The sequence below is a fragment of the Oceanobacillus picturae genome (assembly GCF_000612865.1).
Lineage (GTDB): Bacteria > Bacillota > Bacilli > Bacillales > Amphibacillaceae > Oceanobacillus_B > Oceanobacillus_B jordanicus.
This window is the reverse complement of sequence record NZ_CCAX010000002.1, coordinates 22,625-46,889: the sequence shown is the minus strand read 5'-3', so window position 1 is coordinate 46,889 and position 24,265 is coordinate 22,625. Positions and strand designations below refer to the sequence as shown.

Below are 24,265 nucleotides of genomic sequence, written 5' to 3'. Positions count from 1 at the left end.
ATAACATGTTATTTTCATATATTTTTAAGCAAAAACTAATTTCGCTATATATATATTTAGTATATATTCGTCTTAAGTAACTGAAAACCGTATAGGGGTTTCTTGGACTATTAAGTTTCTGTTAATTTCTTGATCCCCTCCATCTCTTCTTCCTCATAACTTCAATTTTTTATGACTAAAGGAAAAAGTGGAGAATTATGAAGGTAAACGCTTTAATAGTAAAATTCCATGTACGGATTTTATTACTTACCCTTATAATCCAATTACAATCGATTTTGTAACCTGTAAATGCTTCTTTAAAATAAAGGGTTTCCCTTTGCGGCTCACACTGTGGATACAATCGTAAGCATATTATGTAACACTATGACGTAATCCCATTGTACGCGCTGGTACGATATATGATATGTATCTCATACAGTTTAAGAGATTATTGTCAAAAATTATGGAGTTTACCCGCACTGACCATACATAGAACAAACAATTAAGGAGTAGACAAGTTTGTCTACTCCTTAATAACGACCTTATTAAATTAATAAATATATTACTCTCTTTTTTTATCTAATCTCCGACGAAATACTAAGGCTGAGACAGCGAATATAATAAAAGTTACTGTTGAAGCAGCGGTAACCATCTTCAACACATTCCCTATTGGAGGACTAAATAACTGTGAGACCGAAATTATTAAGACGCCACCTGTTAAACCCATTCCTAAAATCGAGATTGCCAAAACCTTGTGCATCAAATCACCTCACCAATACTTATAAAAGATCGAAACAGGATCGGTTCACCGATAGCACTAATACCAAGCACTGCGGCAAGATAAGATGCCACTGCCTATACCCATCGGTTGAATTCCAGTTGACTTTTCTGTAAGCATCTCCTCAGCTGTGGTATACGCACATTCGATTAATTTTAGTATAATCGAACGCTCGCAACCTAAACGACTTTATTGTGACTTGACACTTATCTCTTAAAGTTCTTTCACTACAGTATTCGAAAAACGATCGTGAGTAAGTACCGCCCCATCTTGGCCTTCGAACTTCTTAGGGCTTTTTAAGTAATCAAAAAAGCTCACAGTATCTCGATAACCCATCCGCTTTATAACTTGGCCAGATGTCAGCTCTGAACCCTCCTTGCTTTTGAGTTCTAGCCCCATTTTTTGTAACCAAATGTTTGACCATTTCGGCGTAGCTGTCCATATTCAAGTGACCACATTACGATGGATGGTGTTACTATGGCGTGAATTGCTTCACTTTTCACCTTTTTCCTTAGAAAATACTCTAGACCAGCTGTTATAGCGCTTGAGATTGCCAAATCAATTAAAAATGCTTTTGTACGTTTTTTCGTAATAGATTTCATTAAAACCCTCCTATTTTTAACTGAACTCTTTTCTATTAGGATGTTTTAGAGTTTCCTTGTTAGTTGACTAAATCTTACTAACTATTCTAACACATTCTTATTTAACTATTGGTTAAATGGTAAGGCGTAGGTACATTCCAATACAAGGTGTCCGCAGTGCTTTACATATGTATTGGCAAACAAGTTGGAAAAAGGTGGTTAATTCCTTAGCGTTAAGTGCTAAATACCATGGCCGACTTGAAAAATTAATGGTAGTAATCAGTTCTTAAATAAGTGCGACATAAAAATATAATTATTATTTACGGAGCAATTTATGAGACACACTGTTCTTATCTATAACATTTAAATGGACCGTTCTCACAGAACCGTGGTAACAGAACCATTTTTAAAATAAAAAGAGGATCTGCTTGAAACAGACCCACCTTTTATCTATTGTTCAAAAATATCCAATTCAAAGTTTCAAACCGAATATCTTATCAAAAACGATATTGTCTATATGAAACGAATACCTTAGTGGGGGGAGAGCAAAAATCCCCCCTGAAGTGAAGTTTCACTTTATAGCGCCCTGCCTACACATATTCGTGGTATTCGTTTGGGTCCTGCCCTTCTACTCGGCCGTCTTCTCCTTTATCCAATGAATCAATTTTCTCGATATCCTCAGGTGCTAATTCAAAGTTGGTACTATTGAAATTATCTTTTTGATGTACTTGATTACTTGATTTTGGTATAGAGAATACGCCGGCTTGATAATTCCAATTTAAAATAATCTGTGCCGGGGTTTTATCGTACTTCTCCGCAATTTCTTTAATTGTGGCATTTTCCAACACGTCATTTAGATAACCTCGACCAAAAGGACTCCAGGCTTCCGTAAGAATGCCCCGTTTTTTATTTTCTTCCACCATACGGTTATTATTAAAATACGGATGACGCTCCACCTGGTTTGTAGCAGGTGTCACACCTGTTGCTTCGATAATGTCGTCCAGATGTTTAGGTTCAAAGTTTGAAACGCCAATCGTTCTGATTAACCCTTGTTTTTGAGCATCCACTAAAGCCTTCCAAGCTTCTACATACTTGCCGTCCTTAGGATTCGGCCAATGAATTAAATACTTATCAAAGTATTGTAATCCAGTGCGGCGTAGTGATTCTTGAATAAAGATAAATGCCCTATCATATTCATGGTAGGCGCCGGGCAATTTCGTACTGACTAAAATTTCTTCTCTGGGCAGTGCGGAGCGACGCACCGCTTCACCGACAATTCCTTCATTATCATAGTTTGTTGACGTATCGATCAAGCGATATCCTATATTTAAGGCGTTTAAAATTTCAAACGTACCCTGATCCCCATTAATACCAATCGTGCCTAATCCTACAAAAGGAAGCACTGCACCATCATTTAAAGTAAAACCGTTATTATTTAAAGTCAAAATCTCATCTCCTATAAAAATTTTTCAATGTAAGTTCAGAATGGAAGTAGCTATTTCCATGATGTCCATAACTACAATACCCAAATAAAAAAATCCTACACTAATCAGTATTGATTGATGGAAGAAGGACATCTTTAATCGTAGATGTTTTTATAAATCAAATTACCCCCCACAAGTGACTAGATATTTAGCAATGAAAAAGAACCGAGAAAGCGTAACTTTGTACGTTTCTCGGTTCTTATGTGTAATGATAATAAAGTTGTTTAATTTTGAAGCTAAAAAAAAGGATTACACCGTCCGCAAATTAGGGCGGTGTAAAAATAAAGCTGTTTAATCAATTGCTGAATAAGAACTCATGGATGTAACAATAAAGTCGTTTAAAAATCTGATTTTTATGCCACGATCGCGCCCGATTGTTGAAGACTAAAGTTTATATTCACCAAGAAAATTGATATGCCCTGATCCTAACAAATTTTATTTAGGACTTACATGTATGCCTTCACTCTCTCGCCAATCTGCGTAGAGTATACGATTTACATTATCATATCCATTGGTAGTTAATTGGTTATCTAACCACTGTTGATCAAATCCGAGTTCATGTAAATTATCCCATAAAATTTCCCCATCTATAATTAACGATGTTGGTAGGTCTACTGGACTTTCTGGAAGATTGAGATCTTGCTTGTCTGGTTTTTGATACTTGGATTTTAATAATAAACTTAATTGCCCATTAGCTTCCAATATACCGTATTTGACTTCACGAACTGAAAAGACATTATTTTGACGGAGTATACTCAATACTTGATTTACATCCAATTTGTTCTTTGTAAGTAACTTTCTGTCCATAACACCATCTCGAATGATTACGTTAGGATTGCCTAATAAGAGAGAACGTGTCGATTTATTTTTTAGAGTCATAAACTCTATTCCCAACATAAGAAACGTCCACAATCCGATGGCATATAAAAAATGAAAAATCCCTACCTTATCTTCATAAATGGTATTTCCTAAAAAATCTCCAAGTACTAACACAAAAACTAAATGAAACGGGGTTAACTGATAGATGGATGTTCTGCCTGTTATGATAATGATAAAAAATAAAGTGGCAAAACCAACGATGACTTTGATCGTCAGTAAACCAATATTAACTTCTTCCAAAGTTTTTTCCTCCAATTTAAATTTTACTTAGTTGTAAGATCTTGAGGTTTAGATAAAAAGGCTAGTTTTAGTATTAAAGCTCGAGTTACAATTCCAACAATGATGTAATATGAATGAATATCTGTATCTCCACTCTAAATAATTAACAAGTTTGACCCACTCGCAAAATGGTTCACCTATAAAGGCATATGTTAGTGCCATAATGATCTGGGCTAAAATAAAAGATTTCCATGTTCTAAAATATTGATATAACAACATGTAAGCTACAGGTACCATTGAAAAATCAAAAGGAAAGGCCCGAGGAATAATAGGTAGGAATGCAATGGGGTAATCCCAAAAACTATATTGTGCACCAACTACATCTAATAAGGTTGTTGTCAAGATAATTATGGTACCAAATAACAAAATTTCTAAAATAATGTCTCGTTTAACAAGTTTAGCCCATATAACCCAAGGCACAATAAAAAAAACTACTAGAATCCACCATTCCCAAGTTAAAAACTCATTTTTTAGCCAACCATTTAATTCTAAATGATAGAGCTTATCTTCTAATAAACGTATTTCCTTAAGATTTTCAAATATATTATTTATTGATATCACCCCTATATTTAAATTAAAAGGTAACAGATATTTTTGAATTCAAACTCTTTGAGCTGCTTTATTAAATCTAGATTTAAGATAGAACAATAAAAACAGGATACATCAACTTATAATAATGGAGAAAGCAAGCGAGCATCCTGTTCAACAATGCGCTCGATCAGGGATCGTTGCAACAAGTCTTCAATTCTTAATGGTACAGAATCAGTAAGATCCCTCTCGTACTGCTCTGTGAGTTCCCTTGCCACATCAGCACTGTACACGACTTGACACACCTCATAATTCAGGCGAAAACTTCTCATATCATAGTTTGCTGCGCCTACTTCTGCAATTTCCTCATCAATGATCATCAGTTTCGCATGTAACATTCCTTTACCGTACTGGTAGATTTGGACCCCAGCTTCTATAAGTTCCCCGTAATAGGTACGACTTGCAAAGCCCACGATTTTTTGATCAATATGGCGAGGAACAAGTAATCTTACGCGTACACCACGAGCCACAGCTGTCTTTAATGCCATGATAATATCTGTTTCTGGTACAAAGTAGGGTGTTGTTATATCAATAGTCTTGGTCGCCTGTGTTATACATATAAAGTAAGCTTGACGAATAACTGGGGTAGGAATTCCAGGGTTTCCTTCCAACGTATGGATGTACGCTTTTTGCAATGTCCCGGTCTTTGGGTATATGTCCATCTCTTTACCATCTATGGTGCTCAACTCTGACCCCAATTCGGCTGACCATCTGGAAAGATCTACTCTTCCGATTGGATTGATTTTCGTTACCTCAGATTTTGTTTTCAGATTTGTTTTCGATTTTATCCGTTCCGGCACAGCAATATTCCAATGAACGTCAAAGACAGTCTGCAAATCGACTGATGCTTCTAAATGAGTATCCCGCCAGAAGCCAACGTCAGGATTCAATCCTGTATATTCATATCCTACGTTCATGCCACCAGTAAAAGCTTTCTTTCCGTCGACCGTGACAATCTTACAATGATCTCGATAATTCCAATTGGATAAAATCCAGGGAAAGCGTAAAGGAAATATTGTCCGGCATTCTATCCCTGCTTCCACCATCTGAAGGATTTTTTGACTTGGAAATTTTTCACTCCCCCAACCATCTCTAATAAAACGAACCCTCACTCCGTTTACTGCTTTTTCGATCAGCAGTTCTGTGATGCGATTACCTATTTGGTCATTCCGATAGATGTAATATTCCAGTTCAATGGTTTTTTGGGCTTTTTGTAGGGATTCGATGAGTTGTTCATATTTTGCTATTCCATTGTTTAGTACTTGGACTTTGCCGACTTGTAGCCCGCCTACAGTAAAAAACCTTAAAGCATCGGCGATTATCGATGCTGAATCACTATATGTATCAGGTAACTTCTCAGACTCATTATGAGAAGAGGTCAATCTTTTACGATGAATAAGCTTGGGATTTGATATGCTAAGATATAGTAAGAAACCAATGACAGGCAAAACAAGGACGATTATTATCCAATTCAAAGCTTTGGCTGGCCGACGAACTTCCCAAATTGCTATGAATAAGATAAAGAACGTATTTAACAGGTATAGAAAAAAATCCACTCCAATTAAAATTCCTCCTTAGTTTTTCCCTTAGCATGTACAAACTATGTAGCAAGTATACGTTTGGAATACGAGGAATTGTTTAGATTGACCTTTTCTCATGAGACGCCTCAAATAATTTTGTAATTAGTTTGTTTTGTCACAGGAAATTTAATGTTGGAGATGTATCGAAAAACAAAAAAGGAGGTTCGTTTTACATTTCTTCCATTTAAACCTAAAATCTTACATTATTCTGCTGTAGCTGACTAAGTATATTCGATGTTAAAAAGATTCCAACAGGGGGGCAAGGTACCACTAATTACGGGATATCCGGTAAGAGCTCTATCGGGTTGTAGCAACCCATGTTCCGTATTCGCCTGCTTGTAAAGAAGGAGGTTTCATAATAAGCCTCCCATTTAAAATAAAATGTCGAATTCTAATCTGGGGTTCATCAAATATGGCTAAGTTTTCAGAAAATGTGGCATAAGGTGAATCAAATCTTATTTGTTTGGTGTTTTCATCCCAAGATCCATTAATTGGAATAGGTGTACCACGAAAATTAACCGTACCAATTACCCTGTTATCTGTAATAGAGTTAATGTTGAGTACGCCCCAACGATTGGTTTACCAGCTATAGCACATACTGATGGGAATGGAATACTAACCATTGTTTGCTGTGCAGTTTGCAATACTAATCTCCCCCTAAATTTAAAGTTTATGTTCTGAAGAATAGAGGATTAGATATCTTATTTACTACCCTATATAAAGGACCAATCCAGTATATGCACCACAAGCTGAATAATCTTTTAGACAATAGAAAAAATAACCTAGTTCCTTCTATTTTTTCATTTCTAATGTTCAGTACAAATAAAGATGTTTACTTTTAACGGTTGGAAGCCTCATCCTTCCGTTGAAAAATGCAGCTCATTCAAAAAATAGTTGTTAACTTTTAAGAAATCACTCGTGATGGAATCAAAAATCACGTGACAAAAAGTTGTTTATTCAACTATATGGCCCGATACAAGAAAAAAGAGCCTCACACCCAATTGGGATGAAACTCTTTACCATTAAAAATATTTGCAATAGAAGTCCTGGCGCAGCTTCCCACTAAGTTGAGCATATATTGTAACTTTAAAATAAAGTTTGATCAAAAACGTTCGACAAATCCATATTTTACGGTAAAAGAAAAGAATCCATTTTGAAAAAAGATTGATCAAAATGGATTCTTTTCTTTTTGAATGAACATTCCTTTTTATAAAAAAGTTTAATTAAAACTCACTTAGAATCCTTTAATCGAAAAGGAATAAAACGGTGCAACTTTTTTGTAAACGGTATAACTTTCTTTAAAACGGTACATCTTTTTTATAAACGGTACGACTTTATTTCAAATCCACAATTGTGTAGGTATTGACGGGAATAAATCATCTTTGGAGATTCTTGAACAAAAATTAAAGTTGCCAAGGTGGAACCCTTGGACCTATTCAAATTTCTACAAAAGCTGTGCAAAAATATGGAACGGTCCAATTAATAGATGTTTATGGGGGCAACTATAATGTGTTTCCATTGGGTTGAGTTAGGAATATCAATCTGAGAATGGGACTGGCATCAGTCATACATTTTATGCCTGAATTTTTTGAAAAAATAACGAATAACGAGTTTGACCCACATACAAAGTGGCCCTTGGATAAGCAAGTCATGGTTATCAAATGTTTAATAATCGTGAGGACGACTGTATAAAAGTCGTTTTAAAACCGTTATCCTATTAGTTTAAATGGATGAATTGAAAGTTAGCATAATTGCGAACCCTAAGCGAAATGTTGAATGGACTTCCACACTGTGTATAGAAGTCTTTTTGTCTGTTATTATTTAGATTATTGGATAATTCAGCTCGTAACTTGGGTAGCAATAATATGGTGGTCTCAGTCCTATTTTTGGCATGGGCCAGGAATCCTCCATATAGACCATCCTTACTTTTTCATTTGAATGGTTTACTAGCAATAGCTTTACTTCTGGATTAAATTCATATCTCAAAATGGTAACCCCCTTCCATTAGGAATGTGTGGATTCTCCCCCATCAACATGAAGAACTTGACCAGTAACAAAACGAGAATCATCAGAAGCAAGATAGACAAAGGTTGGTGCGAGTTCAAATGGATGGGCAACTCGTTCCATTGGATTAAATGCTCCATATACAGCGACTTGGTCTGACGAGAAACTTGCTGAAATAAGTGGGGTCCAAATTCGGCCGGGGGCGACGGCATTGACTCGGATCCCTTGTTTCACGACATTTTTAGCCAAGGCACGTGTCCAACCAACTATTGCGCCTTTTGTGGCCGTATAATCAATCATTTGCTGCTCACCTACATACGTCACCACTGAAGAAGTGCCAATGATTGAGCTGCCTGGTTTTAAATGAGGAAGCGCTGCCCTTGTTGTGTAAAAATGAGAGTATATATTAACTTTGAAGGTGTCATCGAATTGCTCATCTGTAATGTCAAGCAGACTTAGTTGTTGGAATTGGATACCAACGTGGTTACAAAGAATATCGAGACGTCCAAACGTATTTACTGTTTGTTCTACAATGGAGATACACTGTTGTTTGTCTCGCAAGTCCCCAGGCATTAGAAAACAACGTTGTCCGAGTTGTTCAATCCTCGTTTTTGTTCTATTTGCATCCTCATGTTCATCTAAGTATGAAATAGCAACATCTGCGCCTTCTTTAGCAAACGCAATTGCTACTGCTGCACCAATACCACTGTCCCCCCCTGTAATAAGTGCTACTTTTCCTGTTAACTTTTCACTCCCTTTATAGTTCGGGTTTTCGATAATTGGAAGGGGTACCATAAATTTTTCCACTCCGGGATGGCGCAGCTGGCGCTGTTCAGGTAAACTTATCGGAATTTCTTCGTAACGTGTGATTTTCCCATAGTTAGGGTACATGGGATAAGGTTGAGTTTTCATGTTCGCTTTAAACATTTGTTGCATTTGCTTTATTTGATCTAATTGACGACTTTGATCCTTTTGATCCATGGAAACCTCCTATAGAAATAATTTTCTTCTATAGAATGTTTATGTTGTTCACTACAAATAAATTAAAAAAGTTTGAAAAAAGTGGTTTACTTTCAACACAGAAGCTTATTCTTCCTCAAAAGAGACACCTTTTTTCTTTATTGAACTGACCTTTAGGACAAGGAGCTTTACTCAATATTCTACCCCTTTAACGGATCAACTTATTTTTACTTAACAGTTCTTTAATCCCGGCTACCTCAAGAATAGTACCTAAAAAAATAGGTCAACCAGAAAAAACCTGCTAACCACATAATACGATTTGACCCTATTGCTGAATAACAAAAAATACGTTTTGTTGTTCCACAAATTCTTAATATCATGAAGTAATTCTGTAGAGATGTTCAGTTTCCATTAACCAATCTCGGCGAGCAACGAGAGTTCTAAATGTGATAAAGTCGCTCTTTTTGCATCCTCTTTCAATGATTCCATGGACTGTTTGTAGAACCTTCTGATACCTCGAAAAGTTGATTCACGCTCTCTTTTTGATTTTCATTAAGTAAGTTATGATAAATCATACGATAAGACCTTTTTCGAACATCATTGGCTGCATCTTTTAAAGTATTGTAGATGGGGAGTTCATATTTTTGATGTATTAGCTCTTCAATTGCTACATTGACTAGGTCAGCAGGTTCGTCTTTACTGTATGCGAGTTTATTCATTGTATCTATCAATTACCTTTTGACCTTCTTGGCTAAATGGTCGAATAAAAAGACTTCTATACAAAGTATGAAGTCTTTTTGGAAAGAGAAGAGGATTACGGTTTTAAAACGACTTTTATACATTCATCCTCACGATTATTAAAAATTCGATAACCATGACTTGCTTCTTCAAGGGACATTTTGTGTGTGATAATATCTCTTGGGTCAAATTCGTTATTTGTTATTTTTTTAAACAATTCTGGCATAAAATGAATGACGGGTGCTTGGCCCATTTTGAGATTGATATTTCTAATCCAAAATGCACCTAATGGAAATAGATTATAGTTACCTCCATAAACACCAGTCATTTGCACTGTCCCATACTTTCGGACAGCTTTAGTAGAAATTTGAATAGGTCCAAGGGTTCCGCCCTGCAGTTTGAATTTTTGTTCCAGAAACTCTAGGGGGGATTTCTTTCCATCCATACCTACACAATCGATGACGACATCTGCCCCACCATGTGTGATTTCTTTTAAATGTTCCCCCATATCAGGGTATTTTGTGAACTCAAATACCTCAACATTGTTCATCTTTTTCGCATGATTGATTCGGTAATCCAAGTAATCAACTGCTATTACACGCTTTGCACCTTCCATCCAGGCAAATTTTTGTACCATCAACCCAACAGGTCCGCATCCAAGAACAATAACTGTATCGCCTGATTTTACACCTGCATTTTTTACACTCCAATAAGCTGTTGGCAGAACATCCGATAAAAAGAGCAGTGACTCATCCTCCAATTCGCATGACTCTGGGATAACAAAGGGAGTGAAGTTTCCAAAAGGGACTTTTAAATATTCAGCCTGACCACCCGGATGGTTACCGAACTTCTCAGTATAACCAAAGTATCCGCCAGAATCATAATGAGGGTTTGAGTTATCACATTGGCTTTCCATTTCATGTTGGCAATAAAAGCAATGTCCACATGAAACATTAAAGGGAACGACAACACGGTCTCCCTTTTTTACTTTTGTGACTTCAGGTCCAACTTCTTCCACAATACCCATTGGTTCGTGGCCAATAATATATCCTGGGGGTAATGGCATGTTACCTTGATATAAATGCAAATCAGATCCGCAAATAGCAGTAGAAGTAATTGTCCCCCACAATTAATCTCTTTCCCTCCCCAAATTACCCTCAATCCCATACCACACCTAACTCCAACCCGCTTTTACAAATAATGGTGCGTAATTAATGTTTTTCCGTAAAACACCCGATTTTGACCCGATTCACTCTATGAGAATTTTGTCGAACGGTAACTTTGTTTTTCCGTAATAGAGTGAGGACTGGAAGGAGATAGAAAAAAAACAGAAGATAAAGGCTACCCTTAACTTCTGCTCTAAACCTTAATATATCAAGTTTTATTCGATGCTGAACCACTTCAATTTCACTTCATCTTTCTCTCAAATCTCCTCCCAAAGTCTCTCTCAAATGCTCTTTCCTTTCCTAATCACGGAAAAACATTAATACTTACGGAAAGAGATTAAGACTTACGGAAAAACATTAATTGTGGGTGACACCGACCTAATGAGGAAACATCTTGAATTTTAAGCCAAGGCTGATAATCTGTCCCACTGCCAGTTCCTCGACCCTCTTTAATCCACTTATCAATTTTAGATGTTCTTTTTCTTTTCGACACAAAAACACCCCTTTAGATAATCATATCCAAAGGGGCAAAGCTTCGCAACTTTTTTATAAACGTCGCGACTTTATTTTAAACATCGCATCTTTTTTATAAACATCGCGACTTTATTTTAAATTCACAACTTATTTTTAATAATATTAATAACCTACTCCACTGTCACACTCTTAGCAAGGTTACGGGGTTTATCTACGTCACAGTCACGGTGTAGTGCTGCGTAGTAAGCCAACAATTGCATTGGCACAACACTTGCTAGTGGTGTTAGCAATTCATGAACATGCGGGATAACGAATGCATCTGTATCCTGCTCTAGTCCCTTCATGCTGAATACCATCGTGTTTGCTCCACGAGCCGCTACTTCCTGTACGTTTCCACGGATGGACAAGTTTACATTTTCCTGTGTTGCGATGGCAATAACAGGGGTACCTTCTTCGATTAAAGCGATAGTACCATGCTTCAATTCTCCGCCAGCAAATCCTTCTGCTTGGATATAGGAGATTTCTTTTAGTTTCAGTGAACCTTCCTGACATACATGGTAGTCCGTGCTACGACCAATAAAGAATGCATTTCTCGTTGTGCCGAGGTTTTCTCGAACAAGTTCTTCAATAGCTTCTTTTTGATCTGTTAAAACTTCCATTGCGTTTGCAACAATCGCAAGCTCCTGCATTGGATCGAAATCCAGTTCAAGCTCTTTTGCTTGTGCTGTATCTACTGCAAGAATGGCTAATACTGCAATTTGAGCAGTATATGCTTTTGTAGATGCTACCGCAATTTCAGGTCCTGCATATAAATTCAAAGTATAATCTGCTTCACGAGAAAGGGTGGATCCTGGCACGTTAGTAATCGTTAGTGCTGAATGACCCAATTCTTTAATTCTAACTAATACGGCACGACTATCCGCTGTTTCACCACTTTGAGAAATAAAGATAAATAATGGCTTTTCAGATAGCAATGGCATGTTGTAAGAGAACTCACTAGCGATATGAACCTCAACTGGGATATTCGCAAGTTTTTCAATGAACTCTTTCCCAACAAGTCCTGCATGATAACTCGTACCTGCAGCAATGATATAGATGCGATCACAAGCTTTCATTGCCTGACGTACATCTGCATCAAGCTTCAGTTTGTTATCTTCTGTTTGATATTCTTTAATGATTCGGCGCATTACGAAAGGTTGCTCATCAATTTCTTTTAACATGAAGTGAGGGTACGTCCCTTTTTCAATGTCGCTTGCATCAATATGAGCTGTGTATGGGCTGCGTTCCACTACTGTGCCATCAAGCTTTTGTAGCTCGACACCGTTACGTTTAACAAGAACGATTTCTTTGTCATGGATTTCCACATACTGATTTGTAACCTTCAACGTCGCCATTGCATCACTCGCAACCACATTAAAGCCATCACCCAGACCTACAAGTAGTGGGCTTTTATTTTTAGACACATATAGTGTATCTTCATCTTCGTTATCAATTAGACCAATAGCATAAGAGCCTTTTAAAAGTTCCATTGCTTTACGGAATGCTTCGATCGTGCTACCAGTTTCAGCAAATAGCTTTTCTACAAGCTGTACAATTACTTCTGTATCTGTTTCACTAACAAAGTTTACATCCTGAAGGTATTCCTTTTTAATTTCTTGGTAGTTTTCAATAACACCATTATGAACAAGGGTAAATCTTCCAGACGTGCTACGATGTGGATGTGCATTATCTTCACTTGGTACTCCATGTGTCGCCCAGCGCGTATGGCCAATTCCCATTGTTGCATGAACAGAGTTATCTACGCGTTCACGAAGCGCAGCAATACGACCTTTTACTTTAAAAAGGTTGATTCCCTCATCATTAAGCACAGCAATTCCCGCTGAGTCATACCCTCGGTACTCTAGCTTCTCAAGTCCATTTAATAAAACGTCTTTTGTATCATTTTGTCCAATATATCCTACAATTCCACACATAATTAGTGGGCCTCCTTATACGTAAAAGGGGCAGACAAACAGACCAATATATTTTGTTATAGAGGAGCGTTTTACTGCCCCTTTCTCGTGATTGTTGTATGTCATCCTGTTCCTTTTTCCTTTGTCCAATAAGTTACCTCATTGTTTTAAGAAAAAGCATAACGATTGGGATGTACAACCGGGAGGCATCCGCCGAAATATCGATAACCTCCGTCCTCGTCAACTATTATTCCTCACCGTTCGGAAAATAGTCCTGGCGCTTTGTCGTTCCGTTTTCTAGCTATTCTCCTTTCTGTTTCAAAATCTTCCCACCGAAAATGGGTACACCACATTTTAACCTTTCCATTAATTGAAAGTCAATCATTATTTATGGTGTGTGATATTGTATGTTTTCTCCTTTCTTCCTGTTCATAATGGCATGGCCGTTCGCTAAGACAGATTAAAGCACAACAATCGCCCAGTTGGCATAGGTATAAGTAAAAATGTTTAGGTAGGGAGATGGTAAAAATGAAGCACGGGGACATGAATAAAATGCATATGGAGCAAAAGCCAATTGACCAGCCGGGCTATGTAAACCAAATGCCGGCAGCGCACACAGAAATTTATCCAATCAAGGCTGTACCACAACCAACAGCATATATGACACAGCTTGATCCAGTTTTTGTCCAGCATCTGAGTAGGCACCAAGGACAGCGGATGGCATTGATGACAACAGCAGGAAGAGTTGAAGGGATAAATGCAGGAGTTGCAGTAGATCATATTCAACTAAATTTGGAAGACCGATCATTTCACATACGGCTTTCCCAAATCATTTATTTTGAAGGGCCACTCGCTTCCTATCGATAATGGCGGTCTACCAGAATGGCTTATTGCCTTTATACAGGTGGAGCGTGCAGTATGGGGCGATGGTCCAAAGTAAAATTGCAATAATAAGTGTTACCAACCAGAATGGGTTTGCTTCAATTGTTAGCATCCCATCAAAATATAAAGTAATGCCACTTAGCAGCAAGAAAAAGACTGTAGTCAAAGCAGCATAAGCTGTCATGCCCCCAAAAAGATAAAGCAAATTGCGGTTCCTTCTAATTAAACCTTCTCGAACAGGGAAGCTTTTACGATCCCTGGTAGGTTTTTGCGTGCGCAGAATATACCAATTTTTCTGCTGAATGGCTAACTCCCAGCCATCCTTTTGGAGTGGTAGGGATAGTGGATTCTTCTCTGATCTTTCATAAGCAATATGATAATGTACTGCCGAGGAGGTTTCTTCCTTTTCAAATAAGAAAGAGCTAGTTACTGTTTGAATAGCAACCAATTGATAGCCATCTTGCGCCATTCGGTCCAACCAGCTTTCCGTTTTCTTAATATCAAAGCTCCAGAACGGACGAAAGACTTTTTTCATAACCATCACCTCTCCCAGTCCTCTTTCTTTTATATTACTCAGAGAGATGGACAATTATGACAGCGTTGGGGTAGTAGAGGTGTGGTGCAAACTTTAATTCGGTGGCGGTGCAGTGCTAATTTGGAGCCGAATTGTGCGTTGCTTTTACAGCTGGGAGTTACAGTATATCGGCTGTGAACATAACTTATCGCTTTTGAGAGCGTATATATCAGCTGTGAGGCGCCCCACATCGCCCTTGAGTGATGATAATTCGCCTTTGAGAAGCCTTCTATCGGCCGAGAGCACTACTTTATCGCTCTTGAATTATCATATATCGGCTTTGAGATGGACATCATCGCCTTAGTGCTACGCTAAGGCGCGTATCACCCCGGAGCACCATTCAGATTCCATACAACAAAAAAAAAGCAGTACAAAGAACTAGCCTCTGCACTGCTTTTCGATCACGCTCACTTATTTTATTGGTGTTTTTCTAGGAATTCGAGCATTCTGCTATATACGTTAATCTCATTTTCTTTTTTAGAGAAGCCATGTCCTTCGTCTTCTAGGACGAGGTATTCCACATCGCGCCCTTCTTTTTCAAGTTTGGCAACGATTTGATCTGATTCTTCTTTCACTACGCGTGGGTCTTTTGCACCCTGAATAACAAGCATTGGCTTTTTCATGCCGTCAAGATACGTCACAGGAGAATCTTTTACAAAACGCTCTTTATCACGTTCTGGATCTCCAAGCCAGCGATCCATGATTGGCTTCCAGTGTGGTGGTACTGAATTCACGAAGGTGAATAGATCAGATGGTCCAAAGATATCCACAACTGCTTTGAAGTATTCAGGATGGCGTCCATGAAGTAATAGTGCCATGTAACCACCATAGCTGCCACCAACAAGGAACAGTTTATCTTTGTCCGCATGATTGTTTTCGAACAGCCATTCAATACCAGCGACACAATCTAGACGCGGGCCTTCTCCCCAATCCTGTTCTACTAACTTCACGAACGAAGAGCCATAGCCCGTGCTTCCCCGGAAGTTCGGCGCAAAGATCGTATAACCGCGATTTAGGAAGCATTGGAACATGGAGCGGAACATTTTTCGCTCAGATGCCTGTGGGCCACCATGCGGCCAGAAGATTGTATAGCCATTATCGTTCTCTGGCAGTGCTTTGAATAGCAACCCTTCGATTTCCATACCATCAAAGGATTTATAGGAGACGACATCTGGCTCTACCATATCCTCACTGTTGACACCAAGCACGCCGTTATTAGTCAACTGCTCCCAATCGCTTCCATTTGTCGTTTTGAAAATATTCGGCGGAACCGTAGCACTTCTTCCCAATAGATAAACATTACCTGATTTGGTTACTTGCAGCTTATCAATCACATCAATTGGCGTAGATAATGTTTCGACTTTATCAGACTCTAAATCATAGCGATAAAGGACATCAACAACACCTTTTTCGGTAGCGAGGTAGAAGCTATTGCTTTCTTTATGCCATTTTAACGTTTCTACGCTTTCCCCTTCAATACTAAAAACGCTGGAGAATGCTTTTTCTTTTATCTCATATTTCGCGACATAACTATATTCACTTTCATAGTCGGTTACGAAATAAATCGTGTTTTCATCAGTGAAGACAGGATCGAATACAACATGTACTTTTTCCGGATCTGGAGTTAAGTAGTTGATTTCCTCTCCTATTTTGACAAACCCTGTAACATACGTATTGGCAAATGAACGAACATAGACAAACGCCTGTTCATCATCCGATACTGCAGCCAAATTGGTTGGCGAGGTTTCTCCTTCATTTAGTAGGGTATCCGTGTCGTCTTCTAGGTTACGTACACGGGCATTTAAAAAGGATGGGTTACCCTCGGATGTCATATAATAAAGACGATTCCCATCATCACTTAAGTGTGCAAAGAAGTACTTTTCTTCAGCGTCACCCGTCACAAGTGGCTGTGGCAACCCACCAGTTGGAGGCAGGGCATATATCTGATGGTTTTCGTCTCCATCTTTATCATAACCCGCCAGGACATAGCGCCCCTTTGGATCAAATTTCAAAAAGCTAATGGATTCATCATTATGTGCAAATAGGTAAGGGAAAGTATCTGGTAAATCCATTCCCCATACATTAACTTTGCCATTTAAATTGGAGCTAAATAAAAGTTTTTGCTCGTCACTGCTTACTGTAAAATTCGTGATTGCATACGTTCTGAAAAATTGTTCCACTGTTGGTTTTGGAAATTGTTTCATCGTATTGCCCCCTTAAAATTTAGAAAATTTCCTTTCTTCCCATTATATCGTATTTATACTAAATACGGTAGGAATTGGATCATATTAATAGGTTAGCATGGTTGTAATCTGACAGGGACAGTCTCTGGATTGTTATGTTCTCCGGCTGGAGACGGAGTTCATGTGTGAATTAATTTTCTTATATAAGCAATTTGGCCAATATGATAGGCATTATGTGTAGTCGCATTTCCAATTAACTCCCACCATTTCGCCTTAACTGGAAACCCGTTTACATTGCTGTCTAGTTGTTGGTTATCAGAGAGTAATTCTTGCCAACTTAAAAGTACTCCAAGTAATTTTTCTTTTAATTTCTCAAAATCGTTTCCATTTGTTACAAAAAAGCTTTCTGCATTATCCTCCACTGTTTCGATAACATGAAGGTCCGCTTTTTCATACCGTTCTTGCCATACCTCGTTCCAATAAATGAGATGTTGGGTTATCTCCGCTATAGAGTGAGTTTGCTCGTTCGGCTTCCAAAAAGCTTCATCATCGGTTAGCCCCTCTACAACTTCTTGATAGGAAATATACCAGCTACGATCGTTTGCGTTCGCTAATAACTGATCTTTTAATAGACTCCTTACATGCACCTTCACCAGCCTCCTTCGCCTATTTAATTAAACATTCAGATAATAAATCATAAAACGAAAGCCGCTCCTCACTAAGAAGCGGCTATTTCTATTATTGTTCTTCCATACCAAGAAGCTCTTCAATTAAATCAACTACACGTTTTACGTACTTCTCACATTCTTCCTTCGTTGGTGCTTCTACCATGACACGTACAAGTGGTTCTGTACCAGACGGTCTTACTAAGACACGGCCATCCTCACCTAGTTCACGTTCCACTGCTTCAATTTCACTTAAAATGCGAGCATTTGTTAATGCTTCATTCTTATCTGTTACGCGCACATTCTTAAGTACCTGTGGGAAAATAGCCATTTCTCCTGCGAGCTCGGAAAGCTTTTTGCCCGTTTCCTTCATCACGTTTACTAACTGAAGGGCAGAAAGCATACCATCTCCTGTTGTAATGTAATCAAGGAAAATGATGTGTCCTGACTGCTCCCCACCAAGGTTGTAGCCGCCTTTGCGCATCTCTTCCATTACATAACGGTCACCAACAGATGTTTTATCACTACGTAACCCATTTGCTTCCAAGGCTTTGTAGAAGCCAATGTTACTCATTACAGTTGAGACAACTGTGCTGTGTCGAAGATTTCCCTTTTCTTTCAAATGCTTCGCACAAATGAACATAATTTGGTCACCATCGACGATATTTCCCTTTTCATCAACAGCAATTAGGCGATCTCCGTCCCCATCAAAGGCTAGTCCAATATCTGCACCTTTTTCCTGGACAAATTCTTGGAGTTTCTCTGGATGTGTAGAACCAAATCCGTCATTAATATTAAGACCGTCTGGAGACGAGCCAATTGAATGTATGTCTGCTTCAAGGTCAGCAAAAAGATGTGTTGCTAAACTAGATGTTGCGCCATGAGCACAATCGACAGCAACCTTTAGTCCGTCAAAATCATTGTCTACTGTATCCTTCAAGAAGGAAAGGTATTTTTGACCACCTTCAAAGTAGTCGTTTACTGTACCAATATCTGCTCCAACTGGTCGTGGAAGATCATCTTCTTCTCCATCCATTAATGCTTCAATTTCATTTTCTTGGTCATCTGTTAGCTTAAAGCCATCCGGACCGAAAAATTTAATCCCATTATCTTCTACTGGGTTATGGGAAGCAGAGATCATGACACCAGCTTGTGAGCTTGTTGCTTTTGTTAAGTACGCAACTCCCGGTGTGGAAATTACCCCTAGACGCATGACTTCTGCGCCGATAGAAAGCAGCCCCGCAAGCATAGCCCCTTCTAGCATGTGGCCAGAAATACGGGTGTCTCTCCCAATGATAATTTTTGGGCGTGGTGAATCTTTCGTTAAAACATGTCCACCAAAACGCCCTAATTTAAAAGCAAGTTCTGGTGTAAGACCTTTGTTTGCAACTCCGCGAACACCATCTGTTCCAAAATATTTTCCCATATCGTTTCTCTCCTTTATTCCTTATCTACAAAAAGCTGTAAATGTACGTTTTATTCCGTAATTTCAATTGTGGCTTGTTCAAATTCAGGTACTACTTCTACCCCTTCAGGTCCTTCAACTGAGATAGGGACTTCATGTTCTCCTGACTCCAGGTCACTCAGATCAATGAAAAATCGGAAATCATCTGCAGTTATTCCATCTACGTCTTCCTGGCTACCACTGACTGTTACATTTATTTCTCCATTTTCAGGGTCAAGGAAGGCCGACTCAAGCTCGTCCCCTAATCCTTCAACCTCGATTGGGAGAGCCTCTATAGTTTTCGTTTGAGCTAGCTCTACTTCAACCTCGACCGTTTTATTATCCGATACATTTGCACCATCTGGTAACGAAATATTTGCTTCGATCGTGCCTGACTCTGTAATTTCGGATAAATCAATTTCCTCTGTATTAATTGTCTCAATGTTTTCAAGAATACTACTTCTAGCAAACACTTCAACTTCTTCGACATTAGCAGAAATTGATGTAAGGGAATAGCCCTCAGGTAGTTCCCCATTTGTTTCAACACTTAGTGGAACAGTCTTACTTGGATTGTGAATGTCTGCTGTAACAACCACATTTTCCGGTTTTACGTTTACACTCAATGGATTACCTTGACTATCATATACGTTTACAGGTACTTCCCTTCTGTCTATCGAACGATCAAGCCCTGCTAAATCCACGTAAACCTTCACAATACCAATTCGTTCGATGACACTTTTAGCACTTGTGATAGTGACCGTACCTGGTTCTACTTCATAATCACCAAGCTCATAACCTTCGGCAAGCTTCCCTTCATTCAAGAAGTCTACCGCTACCTCGAATTCTTCTGTTGCTTTTTCTTCTATAACGACGTCAATTTGTTTCGGTTCAATATAAGCATCTATATCAGGAGATATCGTATGTTGAACTTCTACTCTATGTTCTCCCGCTTCATACTCTTCCAAATCAACATAGACCTCAAAGTTACGGTTTGTTAGAACAGGGGTGATAATTCCCGGCGAACCCTCCATGTATACTGTCACACTTTCAGGCACACCGCTTACTACATATTTATCTGAGTCTATTTTTATTTCAACTGGTACGTCACTTATTGTCTGAGCATCATCTGATTGACTCGGGAAAGTGGAATCTGATGCTGTAGGCCGATTTGTTTCAACATTAACAAAGATATAAAGTAAAACTGCTAATGCCAGAGCTATAACGCGAACAAACCATTTACTTCTGAACCAGTTATCCATTTCTTTTCCCCCTCCATTTCCAAGACTTCTTTTCAGAGGTTTTCAGATTTAAGGATAAATTATCTTTCAGCATAGTACGTAGCTCTTCTGCCTCAAGTTCCCTGTGAAGCTCGCCATTTTTCGTACACGATATATTTCCTGTCTCCTCAGACACAACAATGGTAAGCGCGTCGGTAACTTCACTAATTCCCATTGCCGCTCTATGCCTTGTCCCCAATTCCTTAGATATAAAAGGACTTTCGGATAATGGGAGATAACAGGCTGCTGCAACAATTTCTTCGGATTTAATAATAACTGCTCCGTCATGTAATGGGGTATTTGGGGTGAAGATATTGGTTAACAGTTGATGTGTCAGCTTACCGCCAATTGGAATACCCGTTTCTGCATAATCACCAATACCTGTCTCTCGTTCAATGGAGATAAGGGCACCAATACGGCGTTTTGCCATGTAAACACAGGATTGAATAATCGCATCAATATTCTGTTCAATAATCTCTTCTTCTGACCGGGACCCGCGCCCAAATATGTTTCCTCGTCCTAATTGCTCCAACGCTCGGCGTAACTCAGGCTGGAACAGGATTATAATGACAATAAGCCCCCACCTGATCGCCTGGTTGGTTATCCATTGGATTGTCTGTAGTTCCAATACGATACTCAATAACCAGACAGCCAAAACAACAGCGATCCCTTTTAATAGCTGGATTGCCTTGGTGCCTCTGATTAACATGATCAGTTTGTATAATATATACCAGACAAGAGCAATGTCCACGCCAATTCTCAGGAGCTGTAAAAGATCGAATCCCCCATCAAGCATATGTATCCATCCTTTTGCACATCATTTTCGTTCCACCGTTCTATAGATAGTAACGTTACCTATTATAACATATTTTGCCTTCAGACATGTGTATAAAGGTAAAACGATAATTAGGGAAAAATCTTGGGAATTCATTTTTTAGGGACGTATTTCAACAATTAAAAAAATCCCAAGTCCTTTTTTCAAAAGACTTGAGATCGATATAATGATTTAAAACGCAAAGATACTACTAAAAAAGTTTTTTAAATTATACCAGATCCATTCGAAGACCTGATCTACATGCTTTAATTCCCCATTTACATTCCCAACAGATGCCATTAACCCTTCACTTTCAATAGGGTTTTCAATAAGCTTGCCATTAATGAGGGTAACATTTCCATCAATGGTTCCCTTAATCACAAGATTACCATTTTTGACTAACAAGTCTCCTTCTACCGTTACATCTTCAGGCACAATCACCGTATCCCCTTTAATAACAAGGTTTTCCTGTTTGGAAACAACTAACTCACTATCCTGATTCCATGATGAAAATATACCGCTCATCATAAAAACTAGAAATATGGCAGCTGCAGTAATAATGGGATGCGCCTTGAACCAACGTCCGTATTTCAGACGCTTTTTCTCAGTCGGAAGTTTTTTCATTACATTAGCAGTAAAATTAGCAGGCGCTTCTATATGTTCCGTACTTTGAAGCAGTGTGATCGTCCGCTTCAACTCACGAAAATGCTTCTGACAGTCTTCACATTCTTCTAAGTGAAGACGCAGTTTCTTTTCTTCTTCGTTGGATAAATCGCCGTCCAAATACTGATGCATCAGTTTGGAGGCTTCATGATTACAATCCAAGTGAATCACACTCCTTTACACGTGACGAAGCCTTTTCCGTAAAGCTTCTCTCCCTCGATGGATCCGGGTCTTCACGGTTCCTAATGGAATATCCAGAATATCGCTAATTTCTTGTAGGGAGAATTCTTCCAAATAGCGCAACATAATTATACTGCGATATTTCGGGGGAAGCTCTGAAATCTCTTGATGTATATAGCGCTGTAATTCCATACTCTCCACTTCTTCGCCAGGCAAACGGCCTTCATCAGCCATCTGTGAGTACATGTTTAACCCTTCCGTTCCTTTAATCTCCGCATCTAGATAATAATCCGGCTTCCGTTTACGAATGCGGTCAATCGTTAGATTTGTTGCAATTCGATAGAGCCAAGTGGAAAATTTCCGTTTTTCATCAAAAGAATGGATGTTAACATATGCCCGAATAAAAGCTTCCTGTGCTATATCCTCCGCCTCGTGTGCATTACCAAGCATTCGATAGCAATGCTGATAGATTTTGCTTTGAAAAAATGAGACGATATCCTCAAAGGCGGATTGATCCCCTTTTTTCACTTTTTTTATTTTCTCTCTTATAAATTGTTCCATACAAGTACCTCCGCCAATCATGCGGTATTTATCATACGTTTACTATGTAGAAAAGGTTTCATAAAAAATAAAAAAACTTTTTTAGGTTTATCGTTCTAAGAAGATGGGTAGTTTCTTACTATATATTATACTAAATAGGAGGAAAGTTTTGTGAGTAATTCAACACTTTTACAAAAAATTGAACAATGTCGCGAAGAAATGCTTACATTAAGCAGGTCTCACACCTTAACTTCAGAAGCTGTTGTAACCTCCAGTGTAAAACTAGACCAACTAATTAACGAATATCAAAACAACAAATAATTGTAAGTAGGTCACTATATACATCAAGATGTTAATCATAAATTGAAAAAGACATTAACACCCCCTTAGGGCATTAAATGTCTTTTTTTGTTTTTATTTTAACTTTTCACCAAACAAGGAACCCATCAATGCGACAGCTGTAGTGGCAGTTTTGTTTTTCTCATCTAAAATCGGATTAACCTCGACAAATTCCGCTGAAGTGATGCATTCCGCTTCTGCGAGCATTTCCATTGCCAAATGACTCTCCCGATAGGACAATCCACCAATCACAGGTGTTCCGACTCCAGGAGCCTCTGAAGGATCCAATCCATCCAAATCAAGGCTTAGATGCACTCCATCTGTCTTTTCTTTTAAGTATTTTATTGCTTCTTCCATAACAGCAGGCATTCCCATGCGATCGATCTCATGCATCGAAAACACCTTAATCCCTTTTTCTTTTATTAGTCCCTTTTCACCAGGGTCCAGTGATCTTGCCCCAATGATGACAATGTTCTCTGGTTTTATCTTAGGTGTATATGCAGCAATATTGGTTAACCTATCGTGGCCAATACCTAGGCTGACAGCGAGCGGCATGCCATGGATATTCCCTGATGGTGAAGTATCTTCTGAATTCAAATCACCGTGTGCATCGTACCAAATGACCCCTAGGTTCTCATAATGCTTTGATATTCCAGCAAGACTGCCAATTGCAATACTATGGTCTCCACCGAATACTAACGGGAAATTACCAGTTTGTATTTCTTTATCTACCATCTCGGAAAGCTTCTCATTTGCTTCAATTACTTGATCCAAATTTTTTAAATTGTTCTCCGCATTTATTGCTTGCTCCACGGATGGCCTATTTATTGGAATATCCCCTAAATCATGTACCTTTATATCTAATTCCTCCAGCTTTTCAATTGCGCCAGCATAGCGCAGGGCACTTGGCCCCATATCCACCCCACGTCGACTTTGCCCAAGATCCATAGGAACCCCAATAATTGAAATATCTTTTTTCATGTAAGCGCCTCCTCTACCTCTATTGTAGCCAAAAACCAAGAGATGACTCAACTCCACATTTGTATGAATATATATACAGAAAATTTAGGTTAAAGTGGGTGGGCTAGTGTGTAGAGTGGGTTGATTGCGTGGGGCTTCTAGTCGATTGGAAGTGCAGAGTGGTTGATTGCGTGGGGCTTCTAGTCGATTGAGAGGGTGGAGTGATTGATTGCGTGGCGGTTTTAGTCGATTAAGAGGGTGGAGTGATTGATTGGAGAGCATTTTGGGTCGATTGGGAGTAC

General features: G+C 38.7%; 18 protein-coding genes and 5 pseudogenes. 3 read left to right on the top strand and 20 right to left on the bottom strand.

The annotated features are described in order from the left end of the window. Positions 1-541: 541 nt before the first annotated feature. The 6 genes and pseudogenes from BN988_RS11275 to BN988_RS11250 all read right to left on the bottom strand — a co-directional run bounded on the left by BN988_RS11275 (position 542) and on the right by BN988_RS11250 (position 6,129). Positions 542-739, bottom strand: a complete 198-nt coding sequence (locus BN988_RS11275; protein ID WP_036576863.1) for a hypothetical protein — start codon at positions 737-739, stop codon at positions 542-544. A gap of 231 nt (positions 740-970) precedes the next feature. After that, positions 971-1,359, bottom strand: a pseudogene (locus tag BN988_RS11270) (RDD family protein). A gap of 569 nt (positions 1,360-1,928) precedes the next feature. Beyond that, positions 1,929-2,783: an aldo/keto reductase gene (locus BN988_RS11265; protein WP_036576861.1), complete on the bottom strand. Its 855-nt coding sequence runs from the start codon at positions 2,781-2,783 to the stop codon at positions 1,929-1,931. A 474-nt stretch (positions 2,784-3,257) separates the two neighbouring features. Further along, positions 3,258-3,941 carry a DUF421 domain-containing protein gene (locus BN988_RS11260; RefSeq protein WP_036576859.1) on the bottom strand — a complete coding sequence of 228 codons (684 nt, stop codon included), beginning with the start codon at positions 3,939-3,941 and terminating at the stop codon, positions 3,258-3,260. A gap of 48 nt (positions 3,942-3,989) precedes the next feature. After that, positions 3,990-4,400 (bottom strand): CBO0543 family protein, encoded by a 411-nt coding sequence (locus BN988_RS19370; protein ID WP_315970422.1) that lies wholly within the window; start codon positions 4,398-4,400, stop codon positions 3,990-3,992. Positions 4,401-4,648: 248 nt separating this feature from the next. Next, positions 4,649-6,129: pseudogene (locus BN988_RS11250) on the bottom strand (phospholipase D-like domain-containing protein). Between the two features lie 1,368 nt (positions 6,130-7,497). Between BN988_RS11250 and BN988_RS18675 the strand changes: the two are divergent. Further along, positions 7,498-7,869, top strand: a pseudogene (locus BN988_RS18675) (glutathione-dependent formaldehyde dehydrogenase); the annotation flags it as partial. 283 nt (positions 7,870-8,152) lie between these two features. Here BN988_RS18675 and BN988_RS11245 read toward each other — a convergent pair. From BN988_RS11245 to glmS, 5 genes and pseudogenes are all read right to left on the bottom strand, one after another. Next, on the bottom strand, positions 8,153-9,133 hold the full coding sequence (locus BN988_RS11245; protein WP_001993829.1) for an SDR family oxidoreductase: 981 nt from the start codon (positions 9,131-9,133) through the stop codon (positions 8,153-8,155). 455 nt (positions 9,134-9,588) lie between these two features. Next, positions 9,589-9,843, bottom strand: coding sequence for a DUF4158 domain-containing protein (locus tag BN988_RS11240; protein WP_036576849.1), 255 nt, complete (start codon positions 9,841-9,843; stop codon positions 9,589-9,591). An 83-nt stretch (positions 9,844-9,926) separates the two neighbouring features. Continuing rightward, positions 9,927-10,967: pseudogene (locus tag BN988_RS11235) on the bottom strand (alcohol dehydrogenase catalytic domain-containing protein); the annotation flags it as partial. 422 nt (positions 10,968-11,389) lie between these two features. Beyond that, positions 11,390-11,509, bottom strand: a pseudogene (locus BN988_RS11230) (heteromeric transposase endonuclease subunit TnsA); the annotation flags it as partial. 151 nt (positions 11,510-11,660) lie between these two features. Next, on the bottom strand, positions 11,661-13,463 hold the full coding sequence (gene glmS, locus BN988_RS11225; protein WP_036576847.1) for a glutamine--fructose-6-phosphate transaminase (isomerizing): 1,803 nt from the start codon (positions 13,461-13,463) through the stop codon (positions 11,661-11,663). 507 nt (positions 13,464-13,970) lie between these two features. Here glmS and BN988_RS11220 point away from each other — a divergent pair. Continuing rightward, positions 13,971-14,309 (top strand): DUF2642 domain-containing protein, encoded by a 339-nt coding sequence (locus BN988_RS11220; protein WP_051557894.1) that lies wholly within the window; start codon positions 13,971-13,973, stop codon positions 14,307-14,309. Positions 14,310-14,316: 7 nt separating this feature from the next. On the opposite strand, the gene BN988_RS11215 is transcribed toward BN988_RS11220, so the two are convergent. The 8 genes from BN988_RS11215 to sigW all read right to left on the bottom strand — a co-directional run bounded on the left by BN988_RS11215 (position 14,317) and on the right by sigW (position 22,685). After that, positions 14,317-14,859: a DUF2812 domain-containing protein gene (locus BN988_RS11215; protein WP_036576845.1), complete on the bottom strand. Its 543-nt coding sequence runs from the start codon at positions 14,857-14,859 to the stop codon at positions 14,317-14,319. A 455-nt stretch (positions 14,860-15,314) separates the two neighbouring features. Then, a complete protein-coding gene (locus tag BN988_RS11210; protein WP_036576843.1) occupies positions 15,315-17,102 on the bottom strand; it encodes a S9 family peptidase in 1,788 nt (595 codons plus the stop codon). Between the two features lie 158 nt (positions 17,103-17,260). Continuing rightward, positions 17,261-17,728 carry a DinB family protein gene (locus BN988_RS11205; protein WP_036576841.1) on the bottom strand — a complete coding sequence of 156 codons (468 nt, stop codon included), beginning with the start codon at positions 17,726-17,728 and terminating at the stop codon, positions 17,261-17,263. Positions 17,729-17,819: 91 nt separating this feature from the next. Next, the gene (glmM, locus tag BN988_RS11200; RefSeq protein WP_036576839.1) at positions 17,820-19,172 is read right to left on the bottom strand and encodes a phosphoglucosamine mutase; all 1,353 of its coding nucleotides are present in this window, start codon (positions 19,170-19,172) and stop codon (positions 17,820-17,822) included. 50 nt (positions 19,173-19,222) lie between these two features. Beyond that, positions 19,223-20,449, bottom strand: coding sequence for a CdaR family protein (locus BN988_RS11195; RefSeq protein WP_036576837.1), 1,227 nt, complete (start codon positions 20,447-20,449; stop codon positions 19,223-19,225). Beyond that, positions 20,442-21,263 carry a diadenylate cyclase CdaA gene (gene cdaA / locus BN988_RS11190; protein ID WP_036576835.1) on the bottom strand — a complete coding sequence of 274 codons (822 nt, stop codon included), beginning with the start codon at positions 21,261-21,263 and terminating at the stop codon, positions 20,442-20,444. Before cdaA ends, BN988_RS11195 begins: the two co-directional genes overlap by 8 nt. 210 nt (positions 21,264-21,473) lie before the next feature. Beyond that, the gene (gene rsiW / locus BN988_RS11185; RefSeq protein ID WP_036576833.1) at positions 21,474-22,106 is read right to left on the bottom strand and encodes an anti-sigma-W factor RsiW; all 633 of its coding nucleotides are present in this window, start codon (positions 22,104-22,106) and stop codon (positions 21,474-21,476) included. A gap of 15 nt (positions 22,107-22,121) precedes the next feature. Continuing rightward, positions 22,122-22,685, bottom strand: a complete 564-nt coding sequence (gene sigW, locus BN988_RS11180) for an RNA polymerase sigma factor SigW (protein ID WP_036576830.1) — start codon at positions 22,683-22,685, stop codon at positions 22,122-22,124. Between the two features lie 150 nt (positions 22,686-22,835). Here sigW and BN988_RS18670 point away from each other — a divergent pair, with 150 nt between their 5' ends. Beyond that, positions 22,836-22,985, top strand: coding sequence for an aspartyl-phosphate phosphatase Spo0E family protein (locus BN988_RS18670; protein ID WP_081779430.1), 150 nt, complete (start codon positions 22,836-22,838; stop codon positions 22,983-22,985). A gap of 93 nt (positions 22,986-23,078) precedes the next feature. Here the strand turns inward: BN988_RS18670 and rocF are convergent, their stop codons facing one another. After that, positions 23,079-23,984 (bottom strand): arginase, encoded by a 906-nt coding sequence (rocF, locus tag BN988_RS11175; RefSeq protein WP_036576828.1) that lies wholly within the window; start codon positions 23,982-23,984, stop codon positions 23,079-23,081. Positions 23,985-24,265: the final 281 nt, after the last annotated feature.

Excerpts from the sequence above, each read along its gene's own strand:
- BN988_RS11220 (WP_051557894.1), top strand. The coding sequence starts at position 13,971 with ATGAAGCACGGGGACATGAATAAAATGCATATGGAGCAAAAGCCAATT.
- BN988_RS11215 (WP_036576845.1), bottom strand. The coding sequence starts at position 14,859 with ATGAAAAAAGTCTTTCGTCCGTTCTGGAGCTTTGATATTAAGAAAACG.
- glmM (WP_036576839.1), bottom strand. The coding sequence starts at position 19,172 with ATGGGAAAATATTTTGGAACAGATGGTGTTCGCGGAGTTGCAAACAAA.
- glmS (WP_036576847.1), bottom strand. The coding sequence starts at position 13,463 with ATGTGTGGAATTGTAGGATATATTGGACAAAATGATACAAAAGACGTT.
- BN988_RS11275 (WP_036576863.1), bottom strand. The coding sequence starts at position 739 with ATGCACAAGGTTTTGGCAATCTCGATTTTAGGAATGGGTTTAACAGGT.
- BN988_RS11210 (WP_036576843.1), bottom strand. The coding sequence starts at position 17,102 with ATGAAACAATTTCCAAAACCAACAGTGGAACAATTTTTCAGAACGTAT.
- BN988_RS11245 (WP_001993829.1), bottom strand. The coding sequence starts at position 9,133 with ATGGATCAAAAGGATCAAAGTCGTCAATTAGATCAAATAAAGCAAATG.
- rocF (WP_036576828.1), bottom strand. The coding sequence starts at position 23,984 with ATGAAAAAAGATATTTCAATTATTGGGGTTCCTATGGATCTTGGGCAA.
- sigW (WP_036576830.1), bottom strand. The coding sequence starts at position 22,685 with ATGGAACAATTTATAAGAGAGAAAATAAAAAAAGTGAAAAAAGGGGAT.
- cdaA (WP_036576835.1), bottom strand. The coding sequence starts at position 21,263 with ATGCTTGATGGGGGATTCGATCTTTTACAGCTCCTGAGAATTGGCGTG.
- BN988_RS11195 (WP_036576837.1), bottom strand. The coding sequence starts at position 20,449 with ATGGATAACTGGTTCAGAAGTAAATGGTTTGTTCGCGTTATAGCTCTG.